Origin of the sequence: Actinoplanes sp. NPDC020271 (assembly GCF_044388125.1) — a bacterium.
Lineage (GTDB): Bacteria > Actinomycetota > Actinomycetes > Mycobacteriales > Micromonosporaceae > Actinoplanes.
The window spans coordinates 1-17872 of sequence record NZ_JBIRWQ010000056.1 but is presented as its reverse complement, the minus strand read 5'-3'; the positions used below and the strand labels follow the sequence as shown (position 1 = coordinate 17872).

The window sequence follows — 17872 nt, the reverse complement described above, 5'->3', positions numbered from 1 at the left end:
GAGCAGAACCTCCAGCAACCCGCCGGCTGCGATCACCAGCCTGCCGCACTCGCCCTGGCCGCATAACCCCCGAAGGACTTACGGCTCGGACCACTAAGTCGCTGCGGGTAGTGGCGCGCAGCGTCCACACCTGGATCACTCCGGCGCTTCACCTGCTGCACGACGCTCCCCTACCCATCCGGCGCCACCCCCACGCCGAAGCGGATGCTGATTCCGTCCCGCTCGATCCGGCACGAGAATCCCAACAGGCGATCTCTGCCGTTCCGTACACGATCCCGGACATAACGATCGCGCATCCGAGCGCGGCCGGAACGCCTTCAATGAATACGGCGCACTCGGCCGCGTCGAGAGCCCCGCCGAGAAGAATTACGGCCCCAAATGCTCCCCACGCCGCTGCACAGCGCCAGCTCCAGCTGCATTGCCCCGTCGGATCCTCATTGCTGATCGGATCAACGGGATAAACGTATGGGTTCTGGTTTCCGCCGCAGCCGACGCGACACCAGTCGAAGGCGGCGAAGTCCGCAGTGGACTCTGACTAGAGGATGGGGAATTTTCTACAGCGACGTTGATGCACAGAAGGGACAAGCCCATCACCCTGCGTGAAGTTGATCACGGGTGGATGCTTCGAGGGACGTAGCACCGGGACATCCCTCCCCAGACTGCTGTCCGGTTTCGAGATGTCCGGTCCCGAGGGGGGAACTTCACCACTGCCGCTATAGCACCCCACAAGGCCCCGCAGCACCCGACAGGCAAGCTGAGCCACTCCGGTTGCTCCGCCGATGGCCGAAACGGAGCAACCAAGAGAGGCTTTAGTCAGTAACCTGAACTATGTTTTCTCAGTTCAGAATGGTGGGCCGCCCGGGATTCGAACCCGGAACCTAAGGATTAAAAGTCCTCAGCTCTGCCATTGAGCTAGCAGCCCGCACGGAACAGAGTACCGGCGAACGACCTTGGGGCCTACCGGGATACCCCGAAGTACGCGTTTCTGCAGTTCAGATGCTATTTAGTGTGTCGCTGGTCAAGCTTGCCGGTGCTGGGTTGTCGACGTGAGCGCAGCGCCGAAGACGAGCAACCACGGAGCACCATCGAGCTGTCGCCGGGGTGGGTTGCTTCGGGGACCGTGGTGCGGAATGTCGTTGCCGTTCCTGCCTGACACCCGAATGGCGGACGTCTCCCCGGTCAGCCGGTCCGCGCTCTGGCGGCCAGCGATCATCTCGACGTCCGCGCCATTCGCGTCATGTTCGCCGGCCTTGCCGCCGGCGCGGGACGCACGTCGAAGTCGACGGTGGCCGGCTGGGTCGGGTGTTCGACTCTTCCTGGTCTGCGGCTGCGGGTGTGTGCTGCGGCTGACCCGGTGCCGCCGGAGCAGGTCATGCCAGCCGGTGGACCCAGGTCAGGCGTAACGCCCTGACGGTCCAGTGCTCAACAGCGGGACGCAACCGAAACTCAGCAGCGGCCCGGGCAGCCACGACGGCCTCCGCACGGAGCCGGTCGCGGATCGCTGCGACATGCCGAAGGTCGTCCCGGGCCGCCCGTTCAGCCACGCCGGCCTGAGCGTGACGCTGCCGTCGATGATCGGCGATCGCCCGGAGAACGGTCAGCTCCTGCTCGACCGGGTGCAACGACCGGTTCCATCCGTCCCGGCCGGACGACACGGCCGCCACTGCTGCGGCGGGCAGGTCGCCGCGCGCGACAGCGCTCGACACGCGGCGATGCAACGCCCGGGCCCAATCGGTGTACTCGGTCGCGGTCCGCGCCGCCCACGGGGCCGCGAACGCCGTCGCGGCTCGCGCGCGGCCCACCCGCTGCTCGGCCGCCTGCCAGGCCAGCCACATCTCGTCCGTGTGCTGCCCAGCCTCACACCAGAGCACCCGCCGCTGCTCAACCACCACGCCAGCGCGGGTCACCGCAACCCGCGCCAGCTCGGCGCGACGCAACGCGGCCAGAGCGTCACGCCGAGCCTGCTCCCGGACCTCGATGTGACAGCGCAGCACGTCCAGTATCGTCATCAGCAGCCGACCGGGACGATGCACCGCGTGCGGACTGGCCAGCAGCACGACCGCAGGAACCGCCGCCACCATCAGCATCATCCAGATGACCATCGGAGCCATCGAGTCGGACAGCAGCGTCTGCGGCACAGAATTCACCGGTAAAAATCCTTACTCAGAACGAAGACGCGGGGCGGACAGCCTGAGGCAGCCGGCACACACATGGGATACGGCGGGCGACCCGCCTGGAACGCCTGCTTAAACGGCAGCGGCGGGCGGCGCGCGGGAGACACCGACCGATACGGTGCTCTGCGATGTCAGGAACTGCTCACGGTCGATGACCGCGCCCGCAGTCTCCGCCTTGTCGGCCGAGGCGCCATGCGCCTGCTCGACCGACCCGCTTTGCGACGCAGACGCAACCACGGCGGGCGGACCGGCCGGCGACCGATGCACACCGGCCGAAGCAGGCACGGCGATCAGTACCAACGCCAGAAGAACGGGCAGACAGCGACGGAGCACGCCGCGAGCCACGTTCTTGATCACGGCGTCCACAGTAAGGACCGACCTAAACCGCACCCGGCCGACACGCACAGCACCACCGGGTGACGCCCTCACAGCTCGGCCAAGACAGCGTGCGCGGATCTGCCGATGATCGCGTCGTCGGCTACTGCCGAGCGGAAGCTGTCAACGCCGAGCGCTGCCTGCACGGAGACGGTTCCCATCCGGATCTTTCAGGTGGACCTCGCGCCCCCACGGGGCCTCTTCGATGGCGGCTCCGAGTTCGGCGGCCACTGCCTCAACATCACCGACGTGGAGATACAGAAGTGTGTCGGGCCGGGCGCTCGGCGGAGAGGTGTGCGGGGGTGGGACGGGCTTTCACAGGACTTCGCCCCTCCGCCCGCGACTGATGTTCAGGCTTTCTTCTGCCGGCCGACCGGGATGTTGAACCCCTGTTCGCGTAGCTGGTTCGCCCAGTTCCCGATCGTCCCGATCGACTTGCCGTACTTTCCGGCGAGTGCTTTGAACGAGCCGGCGGCGGCGAGATCTGCAAGGAATTGGTCACCTCCGGGCCGGTCGCTTCGGGGTCCCGGGGCTGATTCTGCCGGTTTCGCGGCCCCGGGGGATCTGGCCGCTTTGGCGGCACGCCGACCGGTTGCGGCCCGGGATCGCCGCGGCACGGGGTCCGGGGTCGATTCGGCTACTGGCTCCGGCTTCGACTCCGCGGTGACCCCCGGCTCGGCCGCAGCCGCAAGCTCGGCGGCGCGCACGGTCGGTGCTGCGGTCTCATCTATTGACGCTGGCGCTTCGTGCTCGGCGAGAGCGTGTGCGCGGCTGTCGCTGGGTGTGACTTCCACCGGCCCTTCGGCGACCGCCCGTCCCGCATCGGCCGTTTCGCCCACGGTTGCGGAAATGCCGTCGGTGTCCGCCAGCGCCGCGGACAACCAGGTCATGACGCGTTGTCGGGCATTCGGGTCGAGTGGGGACAGCAGCTCGTACGCGACCTGCATTGCCTGGAGTTCCCGGAAAGGCATACCGTCTCCGTCTTCGTTTTGTGGTTAGGCAACAGCGGCATCGTAAACATGGGCGAGAGGCTTGGAGCGCCGATGACTACGGCGAACAAATCCTCGAACCGGGGCTGGCATGTTCCGCGACCGGCAGCTCTGCCACGGCGCGGAAGTTTGTGTTGGCGGCTGTGTCGCCGTTCTTGATCGTCGCCTGCCGAACCTGCGTGTGGTCGACCAGGTGGTCGTGTCCGCCGGTTAGGCGAGCGTGACTCGGCCCGACGGTCGGGTTCGAGGTTACCGCTTCGCGTGGAACGCCTCGACGATGGAGCTGGGGATACGGCCCCGTTCGGACACCTCGTAGCCGTTCTTCGTCGCCCATTGCCGGATGGCCTGATTCTGGTCCCGGTTGGACCGGGCCGGCGCTGCCGCGGTCCTGGAGGCGATCCGGCTGTTTCCGTTGGCGCGGCCGGCCTTGGCGGCGACCGTCAGATACGGATCGAGCGCCTTGCGGAGTTTTCCGATGTTCTTGTCGGACAAGTCGATGGTGTAGTTGATCCCGTCGAGCCCGAATTCGATAGTCCGGTCGGCGTCGCCGCCGTCGAGGTCATCGGTCAGCACCGTGACGACTTTTTTGGCCATGATTTCCACTCCTGTAAGCGCGGCACCATGCCGCAGTGACAACGGTTCACGCAATCATAGGCGCCAAGATTTTGTGGCCGCCGTGCGCATTGAGCATTTTTCGTTTTGTGGAGCGATTGGCTTCGACGTGGTGCGGCACGGGCACAGCCCGCACGAGCACGGTCGCACGGCGCCGTGGGCAGCAGGCGGCATGACAAGGATCTTCCAGGTCTTGAGCATGGCGATTGCTTGCTCGTCGCGAGCCCGAACTCTTTGTGCGCACAGTTGACCGACGTAACAGCTTCGGCCGGAACCGACGACGTTTCAGCAGGTGCGCACGCGCCGCAGATCGAGCCGCGGCCTGCTCGACCCGCAGTCACGCCCGGTCGCCGACCTTCGAGCTCGCTAGGGATCCCCTACTAGAACATGGTCCGAACCCAGGCAACTCCGGTGGTCAGAGCAACGAACACGACGATGGCACCCAGCCGAAGCCACGGGATCGATTCGATCCGGCGGTCAACAGCGATGGAGACGCTGATCCCGACGGTGATGCCCAACATCAGGCACATGAACGCTGTGAGCGCCCTCCTGATCGGGCTGTCAACTTCCCAGTAGAGCCACAGACCTCCGGCTGTCGCTACGAACAGCAGCAAGATGAAGAGGATCAAAGGGAAGGTCAAGCGCCACCGTAGAGAGAGGCTCATGATCGGTTCGTACTTCCGTCTCGGAGGGCACCTTCTTCGATCTTCCGAATCCGGAGCGCATCAGACTCATAGCGCGCCCGCACCTCTGGAGGCAGATTCCGTCGCTCGTCCTCGGCCTTGGTAACGGCTTCAGCGAGTCCTTGGCTGTGCCAGGAGTACTCAGCGGCGTCCCGAAGCGATGCCTCACCGTTCAGGACGGTACGGGCGAAGGAGCCGACTGGATCGTCACGATCAGGCCGGCGTTCTGCCAGGTGTCGTAGCAGTGCTTGCGCCAGCGGCTGTTGGGCAATGGGACTGCTCATGGATTTATCTTCGTTCAAGGAGGTTCGTCAGCTTAGTGCTGGATGGTGGTACGGCTCGATCCCGGGAAGATCCTGGACGCCAAACTTCACCTGGATTCCGGTGACGGTTGCGGAGTTCGCCTTAACGGCATCCTCTGCTGTGCCGTAGAAGTCGCTGATCACCTGGTAAAGGTCGAGCGCAAGGTCGGCCATCGGGTTGAGGCTCCACATCCCTACCGGTACGGCGTATTCAGGGCTCCTGAGGTAGGCCGCCGGTTCGTCAACGTCCGGAGAAGACAGCCCGTGAGCTCTCGGCATCACCGCGGGACGCGCGCTGAAGCTGGTTATAAAGGCGGTTGACGCCTTCGGTATCGACGTAAAGCTCAGTCATCGTTTCCCGTCTTCCGAGACTGCCGCAGGCAAGCACCAAAGGCTCCGGGTCCGAGGCTTCCGGCAAGGACTCCTCGCACCGTTACCGGCGAAGAACTGCTGGACGATCGCCGAACACGCCGGCGAGTCGCGTAGAGCGGCCAGCTGGAGCCGGGCGAGCCAGATTCTGCCGAAGGCCGGCTGCCGGCAGCACGCTTACGGGCCGGTCCAACGGGACGACGCCACCGTCGAGTACTCGGCGAAGCTGTCGATGACGGCCGCGAACTCCGGATGCTCCGGACCGATGATGTACCGCGGCGGGTCAGCCGGCTGGCCGGCCAACATGGACGTCAACTCCTGAAACGCTTCGGTGCTCGACCCTCGTGGAGCCCACAGCAGGCATGGGCCGGGGACGCGGGTCGAAACGCGATGCCCTAGCGCTGACACGATGATTTCGGGGCCGCCCAGCCCGCTGGCGAGCAGGCACAGCGACGCGCCGGTCGACAGCGCCAAGGTCGCGAACGTTTCCCGGATCGATGGGGAGCTGAGAAACAACTTCCCCTGCGAACTGATTGCCGGCATGAACCGGAATCTCCAGTGGTCCGGCAGGATGGACCACTCGCCGCTGATGCGCAGATAGATATAGCCCAGCGCGACGCGGCTGCTGCCATCGGGCCACACCCGGCCCACGGCCGCTGCGTCCGACTCGACATCCCGGTAGGCCCGCAGCGGTTCGTCCACCGGGAAACAAAGGCACAGGTCGAAATCCCGCCCCGACCGGTCAGCGAGGGCCACCGTCAACTCCACGACTTGCTTGTCGGCGAAGCCATAGGTGCACGGCAAACTCACCGCCGTGCCGTCGGGCAGGAGCATGGTCGTCGACCGTGACGTTGGCCGGTCGCAGAGCTCGGAGACCGCAGTCAGGAAGCGTCCGACGTCGCGCCGGTGGACGTAGATTTCATAGTCAAAATCAATGCCCATGTGCTCCCCGGGGGCTCGTAAGACTCAGCTCGCCATGGCGTCCGTCACGGAGTGGCTCTCCGTCCCGCTCGGCGGACCGAAGCGATGTCGTACTGGCCGGCGATCTCAAGCGGGTGACCGCGAGCGTACCTTCGGCGGCGGCGGTGGTGCGAAGGGTTTCGGGGCATGGTCTCCCTCAGCGTCGACGCACGGCACCGAACCGGGTAGCGCTGCGTCACAGCGGCCAGAGTGGAAGCCTCGTCGATGAATGCCGGATCTGCCGAGAAGCCACCACAAGGGGCCTGGCGGGATGATTGTTCGTGGCTTTGGCCAGCCGCTTCAATCAACAGCGGCTGCAGTGCGGATGTTGGAGGGCTTCAGCAGCCTGCGGGTGGTCGAGCACCTACTGGAAGGCGGCGCTGACCCGCTCCGCTTTCTTGACTTCGGTTACCCGGAACCCGCTGCGGGGCGCCAGCATGGTGACCGGCATGCAACCTCAGCTGCCCCTCGGCCGTCACGGGCATGTGAGAGCTAGGAAAAAGCCGTGAGCACCGATCGCGCCGAGCAATTTCACCAGTTCGTTCTCGGCCGCCGCCCGGGACTGAGGCGTACTGCCATGCTGCTGCTCGCCCGCGACAAGCACCTGACCGGGAATCCCGCCCGGCCCGCGCCGACACGGCCTTCGACCAGCCCCGCCGAGAGCCCCCGGCGTCTCCCTCTCCCCGCCGAGCCGCGGCACCGATGGCGGGAGGCCTCGCTGGCCGCCGCCGCTGTGTGGGCCGTCGTCACCGTCACCCATTTAGGGGTGCAGATGCTGGCCTGGCTGCCGCGCGGCGACGGCGGTTCTCCTCCTGCGGCGACGCAGCTCCTGCTCAGCTTGAATCAATGGGATACCGGCCATTACCTGCGGATCGCTGAATTCGGATACCAGGCGGATCCGGCTTCTCCCGCCTTCTTCCCGCTGTACCCGATGCTCATCCGGGTCACTGACGTGATCTTGCCGGGCGGGGCACTGGTCGCGGCGCTCCTGGTCGCCAATTCCGCCGTTTTCGGCGCGCTGACCATGCTGTACCGGCTGACCCACCACGAATTCGGCACTCGGGTCGCACAGCGCGCCATCTGGTATCTCGCTGCCTTCCCCACCGGCTTCTTCCTGTTCATCGGTTACAACGAGTCGCTGTTCATCCTGCTGATGACCGGCGCGCTGTATGCCGGACGACGTGGTCACTGGTGGCTCGCCGGAGTCCTTGGCGCGTTGTCCTCAGCCACCCGGTTATTCGGTGTGCTGCTCATGGTTCCGCTGGCCATGGAGTACGTACGCCAGATCGGCTGGCGGCCCCAACGTATTCGTCTCGACGTGCTGAGTCTTGCCGCGGTGCCGATGGGCGCCGCCGCCTACAGCCTGTACTGCCTGTTGGTCCTCGACGATCCGCTGGCGTTCAGCAAGGCTCAGGAGCAGTGGGGGCGGCACTACACCTTCCCGGGCGAAGCATGGGTGAATGCCGTGCAGCGCGCCGGAGGCGGGCTACTGAGCGCCGACACGCTGGGCGCCGCGCTCGACGCCGGCACCGTGCTGGTCGTGGCGATCTTGTTGATCCTCTGCGTGGCCGGGCCGGCCCGCTTTCGACGCGATCAGATGTACCTGGTGGTGCACGGCGTCCTCATCGTCGCCCTACTGACGTCCACCGAGCTGTGGTTCCGCCCGATGATGTCCTCTTCCCGCTATGTTCTCGAAGTGCTGGCGATCTTCATCGTGCTGGCCCGGCTCGGCGCTCAGCCGGTGATCGACCGAGCCATCCTGGTGATCGGCGCCGCGTTACATGCGGCGTTTCTGACGATCTTCGTGGCCGGGACCTTCTTCATCGCGTGAGTGATCGCAGATTCCTTCAGTGGCCGAGATGTCCGACCCGGATCACCGACTTCACTGATCGCCCTTCATGTCGGGGCACGTCGGACGATCAGGTCATCGCTCGGTCGCGGCGCGGACGATCAGGTCCGTGACGGGGCCCGGGTTCGACACACCGACCGCGTGTGATGCCTTGCGGATCTCGATCGTCGCCCGGGAGCCGGCTCGATCGGCCATCTGCCCTGAGACCGGCCGGGGACCGGCTGTCCTACCCGCGCGCCGACTACCTGTTCAAACAAATGTCCAAGCTGCACGATCCGCACGGCGGCGGATTCACCCTCCACCAACTGCGCCACAGCGGGCTGGCTCACTGGCCGCTCGGGGCGGCGGCGCCGCCGAGCTGAGGACCATCACCGGCAAGCCCGGCAGAGCATCGATCAGGGCCGCGGGCGTACGGCTTGTATCCGGCTGTCCTCGACGGGATTGCCGGCACCGTCCAGGAAGCCGACCCGAACCGGCTGGCCCGACGGGTCGGTGAATCGGATCGACGGCACAGTGCCGGGCACGTGCACGTCTCCCCACTGCTGCAGCGAGGCCAGCACCACGGCCAGTTGCCGGCCGGCCGGCGTCAGGACGTACTCATCGCGCGTCCGGCTGCCGGTCTGCTGATAGCTGCGGCGCTCGAGCACGCCGGAGCCCACCAGGGCGGACAGTCGGGAGGTGAGGATGTCGGTGGAGATGCCCAGCGCCGCACGGAACTCGGAGAACCGCCGGGCGCCAGCCATCGCCTCGCGCAGGATCAGGAAGCTCCAGCGATCGCCGACCACGCCCAGGGCACGGGCCATCGAACACAACTCCGGAGACTGGGCCGCGTTCTTCGATGTCATGACTACAGCCTAGCTCGCTTTGACATCCAAAGTCAGCCGGTGCTAACTTGGATTTACCAATCCAGCTTGTCGGGGAGGAGCCCGTTCATGTACGACTACAAATCACTTCGCGTCGCCGTGGCGGACGGGGTCGCGCAGGTCACGATCGACAATCCGCCGGTCAACCTGCTCGACACCACGTTGATCGGGGATCTCGGACACTTCATCGGCACCGTCCGCGACGACAGCTCGGTGCGAGTGATCGTCTTCGAGAGCGCCAACCCCGACTTCTTCCTGGCCCATGTCGATTTCCAGTACATGGAGCATCCGGAGCAGTTCGCCGCCCTGGCGGCGCTGGTCCCCGGCGACGCCACGCTCAACCCGATGCAGTCCCTGCACCTGGCCGTGCGCTCCCTGCCCCAGCTCACCATCGCCAAGCTGCGCGGGCGGCTGCGCGGGGGCGGCAACGAGTTCGCCATGGCCGCCGACCTGCGCTTCGCGGCCGCCGGAGAAACCTGGTTGTCGCAGATCGAGAGCCGGATCGGCATCATTCCCGGAGGCGGGGGCACCCAGCTGCTGCCCCGGCTCGTCGGCCGGGCACGCGCGCTGGAGGTGATCCTCGGCGGCGAGCTCTACGACGCCCGTACCGCCGAGCTCTATGGCTGGATCAACCGCGCCCTGCCGCCGGAGGAGCTGGACGCCACCGTCGACAGCCTCGCGCGCAACATCGCGGAACGCCGCCCCGAACAGATCGCCGCCGCCAAGGCGGCCGTCGAGGGCGCGCTCGTTCCCGGCGACCTCGGCGCTGCGCTCGCCCGCGAGAGCGCGGCCCTGGCCGCCGTCTACCCCGCTCCGGATGACGTGGTGGCCCGGGTGGGGCGCGCCGTGCGGGCCGGAGCGCAGACGTTCGAAGGCGAGCTCGACCTGGAGAACGCGGTCGCCCGAGCCTGACGCCGCCCCGGGCAACCGTCGTCCCGCGACGGGACGAAATACACCTACGAAAGGAATGTCATGACCAAGCTAGCGCTGGTCACCGGCGCCACGTCAGGAATCGGCAAGGCGTTCGCCGAGCGGCTGGCGACCCTGGGCTACGACCTCGTACTGGTCGGGCGCCGCGAGGAGCGGCTGCGGGAATTCGCGGCCACCCACCCGCAGATCACGGTCCGCGGCCTTGCCGCCGACCTGTCGACCGCCGAGGGGATCGACTCGGTCGCCCAGGTGTGCGCGAGCGAGGACATCACGCTGTTGGTCAACAATGCCGGTGTCGCGCACTACATGCCGCTGGCCGACCTGCCCGCGGACAAGGCGCGCGAGCTGGCTAACGTCAAGGTTCTCGCGCCGACGATGCTCACCCGTGCCGTCGTCAGCGGGATGCAGGCCCGCGGCGAGGGCACGATCATCAACGTCGCCGGCATGATCGCGTTCAGTGGTCCGGCCCCGGCCTCGGCGATGCCACGACGGGCGGTCTACGCCGGGAGTCTCGCGTTCGCCGTGGCCATGTCGCAGACGCTGAGCGCCGAGCTCGAGGGGACCGGCGTACGCGTCCAGGTGCTCTGCCCCGGCGTGGTGGCGACCGAGTTCCACGAGCGCCAGGGCATGGACCTCAGCGCGATCCGCCGTATGAGCGCCGACGAGGTCGTCACCGCGAGCCTGCGCGGGCTGGAACGGGGCGAGGTCGTGGTGGCGCCGGGCGTGGAGGACGCGAGCCTGCTCGAGGCGATCTTCGCCGCCGAACTGGCCGCGTTCAACGGCCAGAGCCCGGAGCTGGCGTCCCGCTACCGCGTCGGCTGAGCGCCGAAACACCCGGGCGACCAGCGTCGCTGGTCGCCCGGTCACGGCTAGCCTATGGCGGTGCCGGACCGGAGTCTGCTCCTGCACCGCCCGCAGTAGCTAGGTGTCCTTGCATCACCTGCGCGACGCGCTCAGGTGCCGCTCTCCGGCGGGGATACCCTCGGCGGAGGACCCCGACCGGATATCGTTGCGTCGCTTGCTGCGTCGAATTACTGTCGCTTGGTCACAACGGAAGGCAAGGTGGTCCTGGTGGACTCGGCCAGCAGCTCGCCGCACCGCCGCAAGGTGGTACGAGCGCACCAACGCACGCCATCGCCTCGCGAGTCCGGATCACTCAGTCGCCATGCGCATCGGATCACGCACGTGGACCGATCGCTTCCACGCACCCTCGGCCATCCGGTCCGCACGGTGGTGATCGGCGGCGGGATCGCCGGGGCGACAGCGGCGCTGCTGCTGGCCGAACGCGGGGTCGCGGTGACCCTGCTGGAACGCAACGCGCAGCTCGGCGGTCGGCTCGCGGCCTGGCCGAGACAGCTGGCCGACGGCTCCACACAGATGGTCGGCCACGGCTTCCACGCCTTCTTCCGGCAGTACTACAACTGGCGCAACGTCCTGCGCCGCATCGACCCGGCGCTGTCGTTCCTGCGCCCGGCGCAGGGCTACCCCGTGGTGTCGCGGACCTGGCCCGACGAGGACTTCGGCGGACTGCCGTCGCGACCGCCGTGGAGCCTACTGGCGCTGCTGGTCCGATCGCCGAGCCTGCGCATGCGCGAGATGCGCGACGTGGACGGCCCGGCCGCGATGGCCCTGCTGCGATACTCCCGGACACGCACCTACCGGGATTTCGACACGATGTCCGCCGCGGACTACCTCGACCGGCTGGCCATGCCGGAGCGGGCTCGCGCGCTGCTGTTCGACGTGTTCGCCCACTCCTTCTTCAACCCGGCGGCACAGATGTCAGCCGCCGAAATGATCATGCAGTTCCACTTCTACTTCCTGCGCAACGCCGAGGGACTCGACTTCGACGCGCCCGAGGACGACTACCAGAGCTCGATCTGGACACCCCTGACCGAACGGCTGCAGTCGCTGGGCGCCGACATCCGGGTCGGCACCGCGGTCGACCGGATCGAGCCGGGCTGGACGGTCACCCTCACCGGCGGCACCCAGCTCAGCGCCGACCACGTCGTGCTGGCCACCGACCCGGCCTCGGCACGTGACCTGATCGCCGCCTCCCCCGCCGTGCGCCGGCTCGCGCCGCGCCTGGCCGGCACGATCGAGACGGTACGGACCACCGCGCCGTACGTGGTCAGCCGGTTCTGGACCGATCGGGACTTCGCCACGGGCCGGGCGGCGTTCAGCAGTGTCGCCCGGGAGCCGCTGTTGGACTCGGTGAGCCTGTTCCACCGGGTGGAACGCGGGAGCGCCACGTGGGCGCGGCGCACCGGAGGTGCGGTCGCGGAGCTGCACGCGTACGCCGCGCCTCCGGGTGTGGACCCGGCGTCCGCCGAGCGGACCATGTGGTCGCAGCTGAGCGGCATCTGGCCGGAGGCGCGCGGGCTTCAGGTGATCGACAGCGACACCAGGGTCGGTCTCGACGCCCCGGCATTCGATGTCGGCAGCGACGCGACCCGCCCTGGCGTGCTCACCGACGCCGACGGGCTGACGCTGGCCGGTGACTGGGTGCGGATGCCTTTCCCGTGCGCCCTGATGGAACGCTCGGCCGCCTCCGCCGTGATGGCCGTCAATGCCGTGCTGCGGCGGCACAGCATACGCCCGGTGCCGTTGTACTCGGTGCCACCGCAAGGCCTGCTGGCCCGGTGGCCCACTTCGACGAGCTCGCCGGTCTCCTAGCCGGCCGGTGGCGAGGCGGCGCGACCGCACCGGCCGATGGCGAGGCGACGCGACCGCACCGACCGATGGCGAGGCGACGCGACCGCACCGGCCGCTGTCGGCCCGGGCACGCTGATCTCGGCGAGCGAAGGCCGGCCGCCTTCTCTACGCTACCGCTGTGCCCAACGCCACCGATGTCCATCGGCTGACCAAACGAACCCTGGTAACCGTCTCGCACTCCCTGGAACAGGCGGCCCTGGCCGCGGCCGAGGACGGGCCCATGCTGGTCTTCGCGCTGTTCCAGCGGCTGCCCTACTTCGAGCGGGAGAGTCAGGTGTACGCGCGCATCGCCGAGCGCGCGGCGGTCACCGTCGTGGGACTGGTGGCCGATCAGGGCGGACATGCGCCGGCGGGAGTTCACACGGTTGGCCTCGCCGAGAATGACCCTCTGGCTCGGGAGTGGACCGTCGTGGTGGTGACGCCACGGTTCGGTGCCCTGCTGGTGGCTCACGACCTCGAGCGTCTGCAGCCTGGCGCCACGACGATGGAGAGCGGGCGACTCTTCGACGCCCGCTTAGGTCTTCGCCGCGACGAGGCGCTGCACGAGGCCCTTCGGCTGCGCCGCCAGCTGGGGGACCGCCTGTCCCCCGCCGCGCGGGCCGCCGTGGACGCGGTCCTCGAACGGGTCCGCGAGCTGCCGGCGACCCCTGGCGAGAGCCGAGCCGACGCCGCGCTGCGGGTGTTCGCCGCCCGAGCCGAACGCGACCATCAGCTGCTGATCGCCGGCAGTCGCGAGATCCGCCGGCAGGACCACCCCGGTGACACCGACATCGCCGGCAAGCCCGGTGTCCGCCGGTGGGCGGGTCACACCGGCGTCACCGCCCCGGGTGTTCTGCCCGTCGCGGTTCTGGCGGTCCGCATCGTTCACTCGGCGGGCTCGCCCGAGGGTCCGATCGGCCGCACCGCGACGCGTCAGCATCAGGCCGCGGTCGAGCTGCTGGTCAGCCAGCTACGGCCGGGCGATCGGGCCGTCAAAGCAGGGCCTGACGACTTCTTGCTGTACCTGCCGTCACTCGGCCCCGACGAGGCCCGGCGCTTCGCCCACGCGCTCGTCGCGTCGTTCTCCGACACCGCGGCCCGCAGCTCGTTCCTGACCGCGACGGTGACGGTGGCGCTGACCGTCACGCGCCGCCGACCGCTGCCCGAGGACGAACTGCGACAGGCTCTGGACTGGGCAGTCGCCGGCGACGCCCCGGTGGTGACCATCGACGGGTGACGCCGGAGGCGAGCGGCCTGACGGTCGGCACCCACGCCACCGCCGACGAGCGGCTGGTGTCGGTCTGCTCGGAGTGTAAGTTCTGGGGCACCATCGTCGCCGAGGTCGAACCGGCCGCCCGGCCCGCGGTCACCGCCGCGTTCGACATCGCCGACGCCGAGGCCCTGCCCGTGTGCGCCTTCCAACGGATCGGCACCGACACCCCGACCGCCGGCATCGTCGGGAACAAGGTGTTGGTTTTCGATCCGTCGGGCGCGAGCCGCCATGCCGTCCCGGCAGCCATGACCCGCACACGATTTTCGGATTCCTGCCGCTGTGTCCATCGGTATCGTGCTGTCAATGGTGAATGGAAACGGTCCCGGGTGGCCGGCTGGGGCACGCGCGGCACTGCGTCATGTCCCGGCTCGGACATGGTTCAGCCGTCTCCTCGCCTTGACCATGGCCGGCTGGGCGGTTTTCCTGGCTCTTCACGCGCCGCAGGTCACGTTCTCCGTCGGCTCTGCCCGCAAGGTCCAGAGCATCTACGACTGCGACCGGCCTCTGGCTTACGCGTTCACCAAGGACCTCAGCGACGCGGCCGCTCGTGCCGGCGGAGACCAATACCAGAGGCAGGCCGACGCGGCATGCCGAGACACTGCCATCGGATCCGCCGTCACCATCAGCCTGCTGGGTGTGGGCATCGCCCTGCTGCTGGGCTTCACCCGACCGTTGGCGCTGACCCCGCGAACCGCGCCAACGAATAAAACTCCCTGGTAGCCATCCGGGAGCTGCTGGACGCAGCTTCGGTCTGCCGTAAGGCACGCCCGGCGTGGCTCTGTGCCGCGGAGCCGGCTGCGTCTTACGTGCACCGGGACGTGCTCCCCGCTGTTGAACACGGTCGCCAGGGACGCAGACCCCGGTCGGCCGCAGGTGGTGCAGAAGCGGACGAGCTGATCGAGCGGCTACACCGCGCCGGCCGTCTTGAGGATGTGGGTGGCGATGACCCCGAACCTGTCGAGTTGCTCGCGCACCTCGGTGGCGTAGTCGGGCGCGTCGACCGTGACGTCGTGGTCCTCGCCGAGGGCTCGGTACTTCGCGGTGATCTGGCGGTCGCCGGCGAAGCGGATGGTGAGGCCGGTCGGGTCCGACGTCAGGCCGGTGAGCATCAGTGGCGCCCACGGCTCGAACCACTTGGGGAAGATCAGGGTGGTGAAGCCGCCCGGGCCCGGCGGGATGACGTCGGCGGGGACCGAGGACTCGTACCCGCCGCCGTCCGCGCGGGTGGCGACGTCGGTGCCGGGCCGGGACATGATGGCCATGATGGTGTTCTGAACCCGCTCGTTGAACACCGCCCGGTTGAGCCTGAGCGTCTCGCCGTGCAAGTCGAGCTTCTCCTCCAGCTTGCGCTCGGTGAGCAGCCGCAGCATCGTGGAATCGCCGCCCGACAGTTGCAGGATCTCCTGCCGCTCCGGCTCGGACAGCGGGACGTCCGGTCGCGGCCGGTTCCGGTCCTCGAGCAACTGGTCCCGGACCATGTCGTCGTCGGTGGGGCGTTCCACCGCCACGCTGAAGCTGCCACGGTCGCGGGTGGTGAGCGACTCGTGGACGAGGCGGCCGCTGTCGTACGCGCCGCTCCGATTGTCCAGCACGTTCACCGCCAGCGCCGTGTCGTCGCCCTGGTCGTTCGAGCCGCTGAACGCCGTACCGGAACGGCTCATGGTCTTGCGGCCGAGAATGCCCGAGGAGAGGATCGATCCGGCCAGCGACGCCATCGCCGCGATCCGCTCGACCTGGATCATCAGGTCGTCCACGTCGGTGGCGGCCAGCGTGGCCCCGCCGCGCGCGGCCCACCCCAGTACGGTGTGTCCCATGCCGCTGAGCAGCGCATCGTGCTGCTTGGTGGCGAGCAGGGCCACCGGATCGTCGACGGCCTCACCCCCGACCGTGACGGCACGCTGCACCGGTGTGATCAGCCGGCCGACGGCCGCATTGCCGACCGTCCGCTGCAGCGCGAGGATCTGCGCCGCGTTGCCTGAGGGGCCGGCGGGGCGCCGCGGAGACGGCGGAGCAACCCGGGTGGGCACTGCGGCGGGCGTGGTGTCGTGTCGGCGCACGAGGCTCCTCCGGTCGGTGGAGATTTCATCATGCCCGCCCGGCTCGCGGTTTCTGAAGCCCGCCCGGCATCACGATCGCCGCGCGGCGCCGAGGACTTCGGCGTCCTGGCCGCCCTGCTGATGTCCTTCAGCGCCGCAAGCTGAGCCCGGGGCAACGACACCCTGGCAGCGGCGCCGGCGTCGCCGAAACCCCGCTCCGCCCGGACCGTCACCGGACGGCCTTCCCGGCAAAGGATCATGTAACGAGCACGTAACGGATCGGTGCCCTGTTCAGTCTCTGGCCACCCGATGGACAGGTGGATCGGGGATCCTTCCGAATCATGCAACGTACTTCCGGAATCGCCGCGCTCGTGGCTCTCACCACTCTGGCCGCCGGGGTCCCGGCTTTTGCCTCGGAGCGGCCGGCCCGCGAGATATCCGCGAAGGTCGAGACCCCGGCCCTGTACGACGACGAGGCCGGCGGTGACGCCGACGCCGACGATCCCGCGATCTGGGTCAATCAGGCGAACAAGGCCCGCAGCCTGGTGATCGGCACCGCCAAGAACGGCGGTTTGCGGGTCTATGACCTGTCGGGGCGCGAGGTCCAGTCGATCGCGACCCCGGAGGGCGGCCGTTTCAACAACGTCGACCTCATCTCCGGTTTCAAGCTCGGCAACCAGCGCGTCGACCTGGCCGTCGTCACCGACCGCGGCCTCGACAAGCTCCGCATCTACCGGATCAGCGCGGCCGGCCTGACCGATGTGACCTCGGCCGACGTGCCGTTCCTCTTCTCGAGGAACGTGGCCGAGGTCGAGGAGCAGGCCACCGGTTACGGCCTGGCCACCTATGACCGGTACGCGGTGGTCAGCCGCCGCCACAGCACCCGCCTCGGCATCTTCCGCCTGGAGGAGAAGCAGGGCAGGGTCACCTACCGCACCTCGGACACTCTGGACCTGCCGCGCTCGTTCCGCCTGCCGGACGGCGGCAGCTGGTCGCCGTGCGAGGAGCCGGGCGAGGGTCCGCAGGTCGAGGGCATGGTCGTCGACGCCGAGGCCGGCGTGCTCTACGCCGCGCAGGAGGACGTCGCCCTCTGGCGGATCAGCCTGGCCGGCGGCACGTTCAGCAGCATCCCGCGGATTGTCGAGCGGACCAAGGAGTACGGCGTGCCGGCCACCTGGAACGCCACCTCCGAGGAGTGCGATCTCGATTCGGCGAGCGACCCGGGCCTCGGTGGCCGCATTGCCGCAGATGTCGAGGGGGCCACGATCTACTCGACCGGTAAGCGCGACGGCTACCTGATCGTTTCGAGCCAGGGCGACAGCAAGTTCTACGTCTACGACCGTCGCACCAACAAGCCGGTCACGCTCTTCACGGTCACCGACGGCCCCAAGGTCGACGGCGTCGAGCATTCTGACGGCGCTGCGGCCACGTCCGTCGCCCTGCCCGGCTATCCGAAGGGGCTGCTGGTCCTCCACGACGGTGAGAACACGCCGAATGACGGCCGCACCAGCTCGAACTTCAAGTTCATCGACTGGCGCAGCCTCCACCTCGCCAAGTTCTAAAACCCTTTGCCCGTACGTCTTCAAGCCCCACCAAACGCAAAACGCCCCGCGCCCGGGTTTCCGGGTGCGGGGCGTTTTCACAAGCACTGCTCAGCCGGCACGCCTTTGGGGCAGGCAAAAAGAAACGCCCACCCGTTACCCGGGTGGGCGTTTCTCGAAGTTGAGTCCGGCGGCGTCCTACTCTCCCACACCCTCCCGAGTGCA

The 17872-nt window shown here is 68.1% G+C and carries 16 protein-coding genes and 1 tRNA gene; 7 read left to right on the top strand and 10 right to left on the bottom strand.

What is annotated here, in order from left to right; translation table 11 throughout:
- Positions 1-847: 847 nt before the first annotated feature.
- From ACH442_RS47150 to ACH442_RS47115, 8 genes are all read right to left on the bottom strand, one after another.
- A tRNA-Lys gene (locus ACH442_RS47150) sits at positions 848-922 on the bottom strand.
- 448 nt (positions 923-1370) lie between these two features.
- Positions 1371-2147, bottom strand: a complete 777-nt coding sequence (locus ACH442_RS47145; protein WP_396344757.1) for a hypothetical protein — start codon at positions 2145-2147, stop codon at positions 1371-1373.
- A 99-nt stretch (positions 2148-2246) separates the two neighbouring features.
- A complete protein-coding gene (locus tag ACH442_RS47140; RefSeq protein ID WP_396344756.1) occupies positions 2247-2531 on the bottom strand; it encodes a hypothetical protein in 285 nt (94 codons plus the stop codon).
- 368 nt (positions 2532-2899) lie between these two features.
- Entirely contained in the window at positions 2900-3520 is a 621-nt protein-coding gene (locus ACH442_RS47135) for a hypothetical protein (protein ID WP_396344755.1), read from the bottom strand.
- 267 nt (positions 3521-3787) lie between these two features.
- Positions 3788-4132, bottom strand: a complete 345-nt coding sequence (locus ACH442_RS47130; RefSeq protein WP_396344758.1) for an Lsr2 family protein — start codon at positions 4130-4132, stop codon at positions 3788-3790.
- A gap of 398 nt (positions 4133-4530) precedes the next feature.
- Entirely contained in the window at positions 4531-4815 is a 285-nt protein-coding gene (locus tag ACH442_RS47125) for a hypothetical protein (protein WP_396344754.1), read from the bottom strand.
- A gap of 329 nt (positions 4816-5144) precedes the next feature.
- The gene (locus ACH442_RS47120) at positions 5145-5309 is read right to left on the bottom strand and encodes a hypothetical protein (protein WP_396344753.1); all 165 of its coding nucleotides are present in this window, start codon (positions 5307-5309) and stop codon (positions 5145-5147) included.
- A gap of 372 nt (positions 5310-5681) precedes the next feature.
- Positions 5682-6446, bottom strand: a complete 765-nt coding sequence (locus ACH442_RS47115) for a hypothetical protein (protein WP_396344752.1) — start codon at positions 6444-6446, stop codon at positions 5682-5684.
- A gap of 523 nt (positions 6447-6969) precedes the next feature.
- On the opposite strand from ACH442_RS47115, the gene ACH442_RS47110 reads away from it, so the two are divergent.
- Positions 6970-8295: a mannosyltransferase family protein gene (locus ACH442_RS47110; protein WP_396344751.1), complete on the top strand. Its 1326-nt coding sequence runs from the start codon at positions 6970-6972 to the stop codon at positions 8293-8295.
- 413 nt (positions 8296-8708) lie between these two features.
- Here ACH442_RS47110 and ACH442_RS47105 read toward each other — a convergent pair whose 3' ends face one another.
- Positions 8709-9158: a winged helix-turn-helix transcriptional regulator gene (locus ACH442_RS47105; protein ID WP_396344750.1), complete on the bottom strand. Its 450-nt coding sequence runs from the start codon at positions 9156-9158 to the stop codon at positions 8709-8711.
- Between the two features lie 87 nt (positions 9159-9245).
- Between ACH442_RS47105 and ACH442_RS47100 the strand changes: the two genes are divergently transcribed.
- From ACH442_RS47100 to ACH442_RS47080, 5 genes are all read left to right on the top strand, one after another.
- Complete coding sequence (locus tag ACH442_RS47100) at positions 9246-10088, top strand: enoyl-CoA hydratase/isomerase family protein (RefSeq protein WP_396344749.1); 843 nt, start codon at positions 9246-9248, stop codon at positions 10086-10088.
- Positions 10089-10148: 60 nt separating this feature from the next.
- On the top strand, positions 10149-10928 hold the full coding sequence (locus ACH442_RS47095) for an SDR family NAD(P)-dependent oxidoreductase (protein ID WP_396344748.1): 780 nt from the start codon (positions 10149-10151) through the stop codon (positions 10926-10928).
- 363 nt (positions 10929-11291) lie between these two features.
- Positions 11292-12779, top strand: coding sequence for an FAD-dependent oxidoreductase (locus tag ACH442_RS47090; RefSeq protein WP_396344747.1), 1488 nt, complete (start codon positions 11292-11294; stop codon positions 12777-12779).
- A gap of 157 nt (positions 12780-12936) precedes the next feature.
- The gene (locus tag ACH442_RS47085) at positions 12937-14034 is read left to right on the top strand and encodes a DICT sensory domain-containing protein (RefSeq protein WP_396344746.1); all 1098 of its coding nucleotides are present in this window, start codon (positions 12937-12939) and stop codon (positions 14032-14034) included.
- Positions 14035-14466: 432 nt separating this feature from the next.
- On the top strand, positions 14467-14790 hold the full coding sequence (locus tag ACH442_RS47080) for a hypothetical protein (RefSeq protein ID WP_396344745.1): 324 nt from the start codon (positions 14467-14469) through the stop codon (positions 14788-14790).
- Positions 14791-14975: 185 nt separating this feature from the next.
- Here the strand turns inward: ACH442_RS47080 and ACH442_RS47075 are convergent, their stop codons facing one another.
- Positions 14976-16127 (bottom strand): hypothetical protein, encoded by a 1152-nt coding sequence (locus ACH442_RS47075; RefSeq protein WP_396344744.1) that lies wholly within the window; start codon positions 16125-16127, stop codon positions 14976-14978.
- A 320-nt stretch (positions 16128-16447) separates the two neighbouring features.
- Here ACH442_RS47075 and ACH442_RS47070 point away from each other — a divergent pair, with 320 nt between their 5' ends.
- A complete protein-coding gene (locus tag ACH442_RS47070; protein ID WP_396344743.1) occupies positions 16448-17668 on the top strand; it encodes a phytase in 1221 nt (406 codons plus the stop codon).
- Positions 17669-17872: the final 204 nt, after the last annotated feature.

Excerpts from the sequence above, each read along its gene's own strand:
- ACH442_RS47135 (WP_396344755.1), bottom strand. The coding sequence starts at position 3,520 with ATGCCTTTCCGGGAACTCCAGGCAATGCAGGTCGCGTACGAGCTGCTG.
- ACH442_RS47130 (WP_396344758.1), bottom strand. The coding sequence starts at position 4,132 with ATGGCCAAAAAAGTCGTCACGGTGCTGACCGATGACCTCGACGGCGGC.
- ACH442_RS47125 (WP_396344754.1), bottom strand. The coding sequence starts at position 4,815 with ATGAGCCTCTCTCTACGGTGGCGCTTGACCTTCCCTTTGATCCTCTTC.
- ACH442_RS47120 (WP_396344753.1), bottom strand. The coding sequence starts at position 5,309 with ATGGCCGACCTTGCGCTCGACCTTTACCAGGTGATCAGCGACTTCTAC.
- ACH442_RS47115 (WP_396344752.1), bottom strand. The coding sequence starts at position 6,446 with ATGGGCATTGATTTTGACTATGAAATCTACGTCCACCGGCGCGACGTC.
- ACH442_RS47105 (WP_396344750.1), bottom strand. The coding sequence starts at position 9,158 with ATGACATCGAAGAACGCGGCCCAGTCTCCGGAGTTGTGTTCGATGGCC.
- ACH442_RS47100 (WP_396344749.1), top strand. The coding sequence starts at position 9,246 with ATGTACGACTACAAATCACTTCGCGTCGCCGTGGCGGACGGGGTCGCG.
- ACH442_RS47095 (WP_396344748.1), top strand. The coding sequence starts at position 10,149 with ATGACCAAGCTAGCGCTGGTCACCGGCGCCACGTCAGGAATCGGCAAG.
- ACH442_RS47070 (WP_396344743.1), top strand. The coding sequence starts at position 16,448 with ATGCAACGTACTTCCGGAATCGCCGCGCTCGTGGCTCTCACCACTCTG.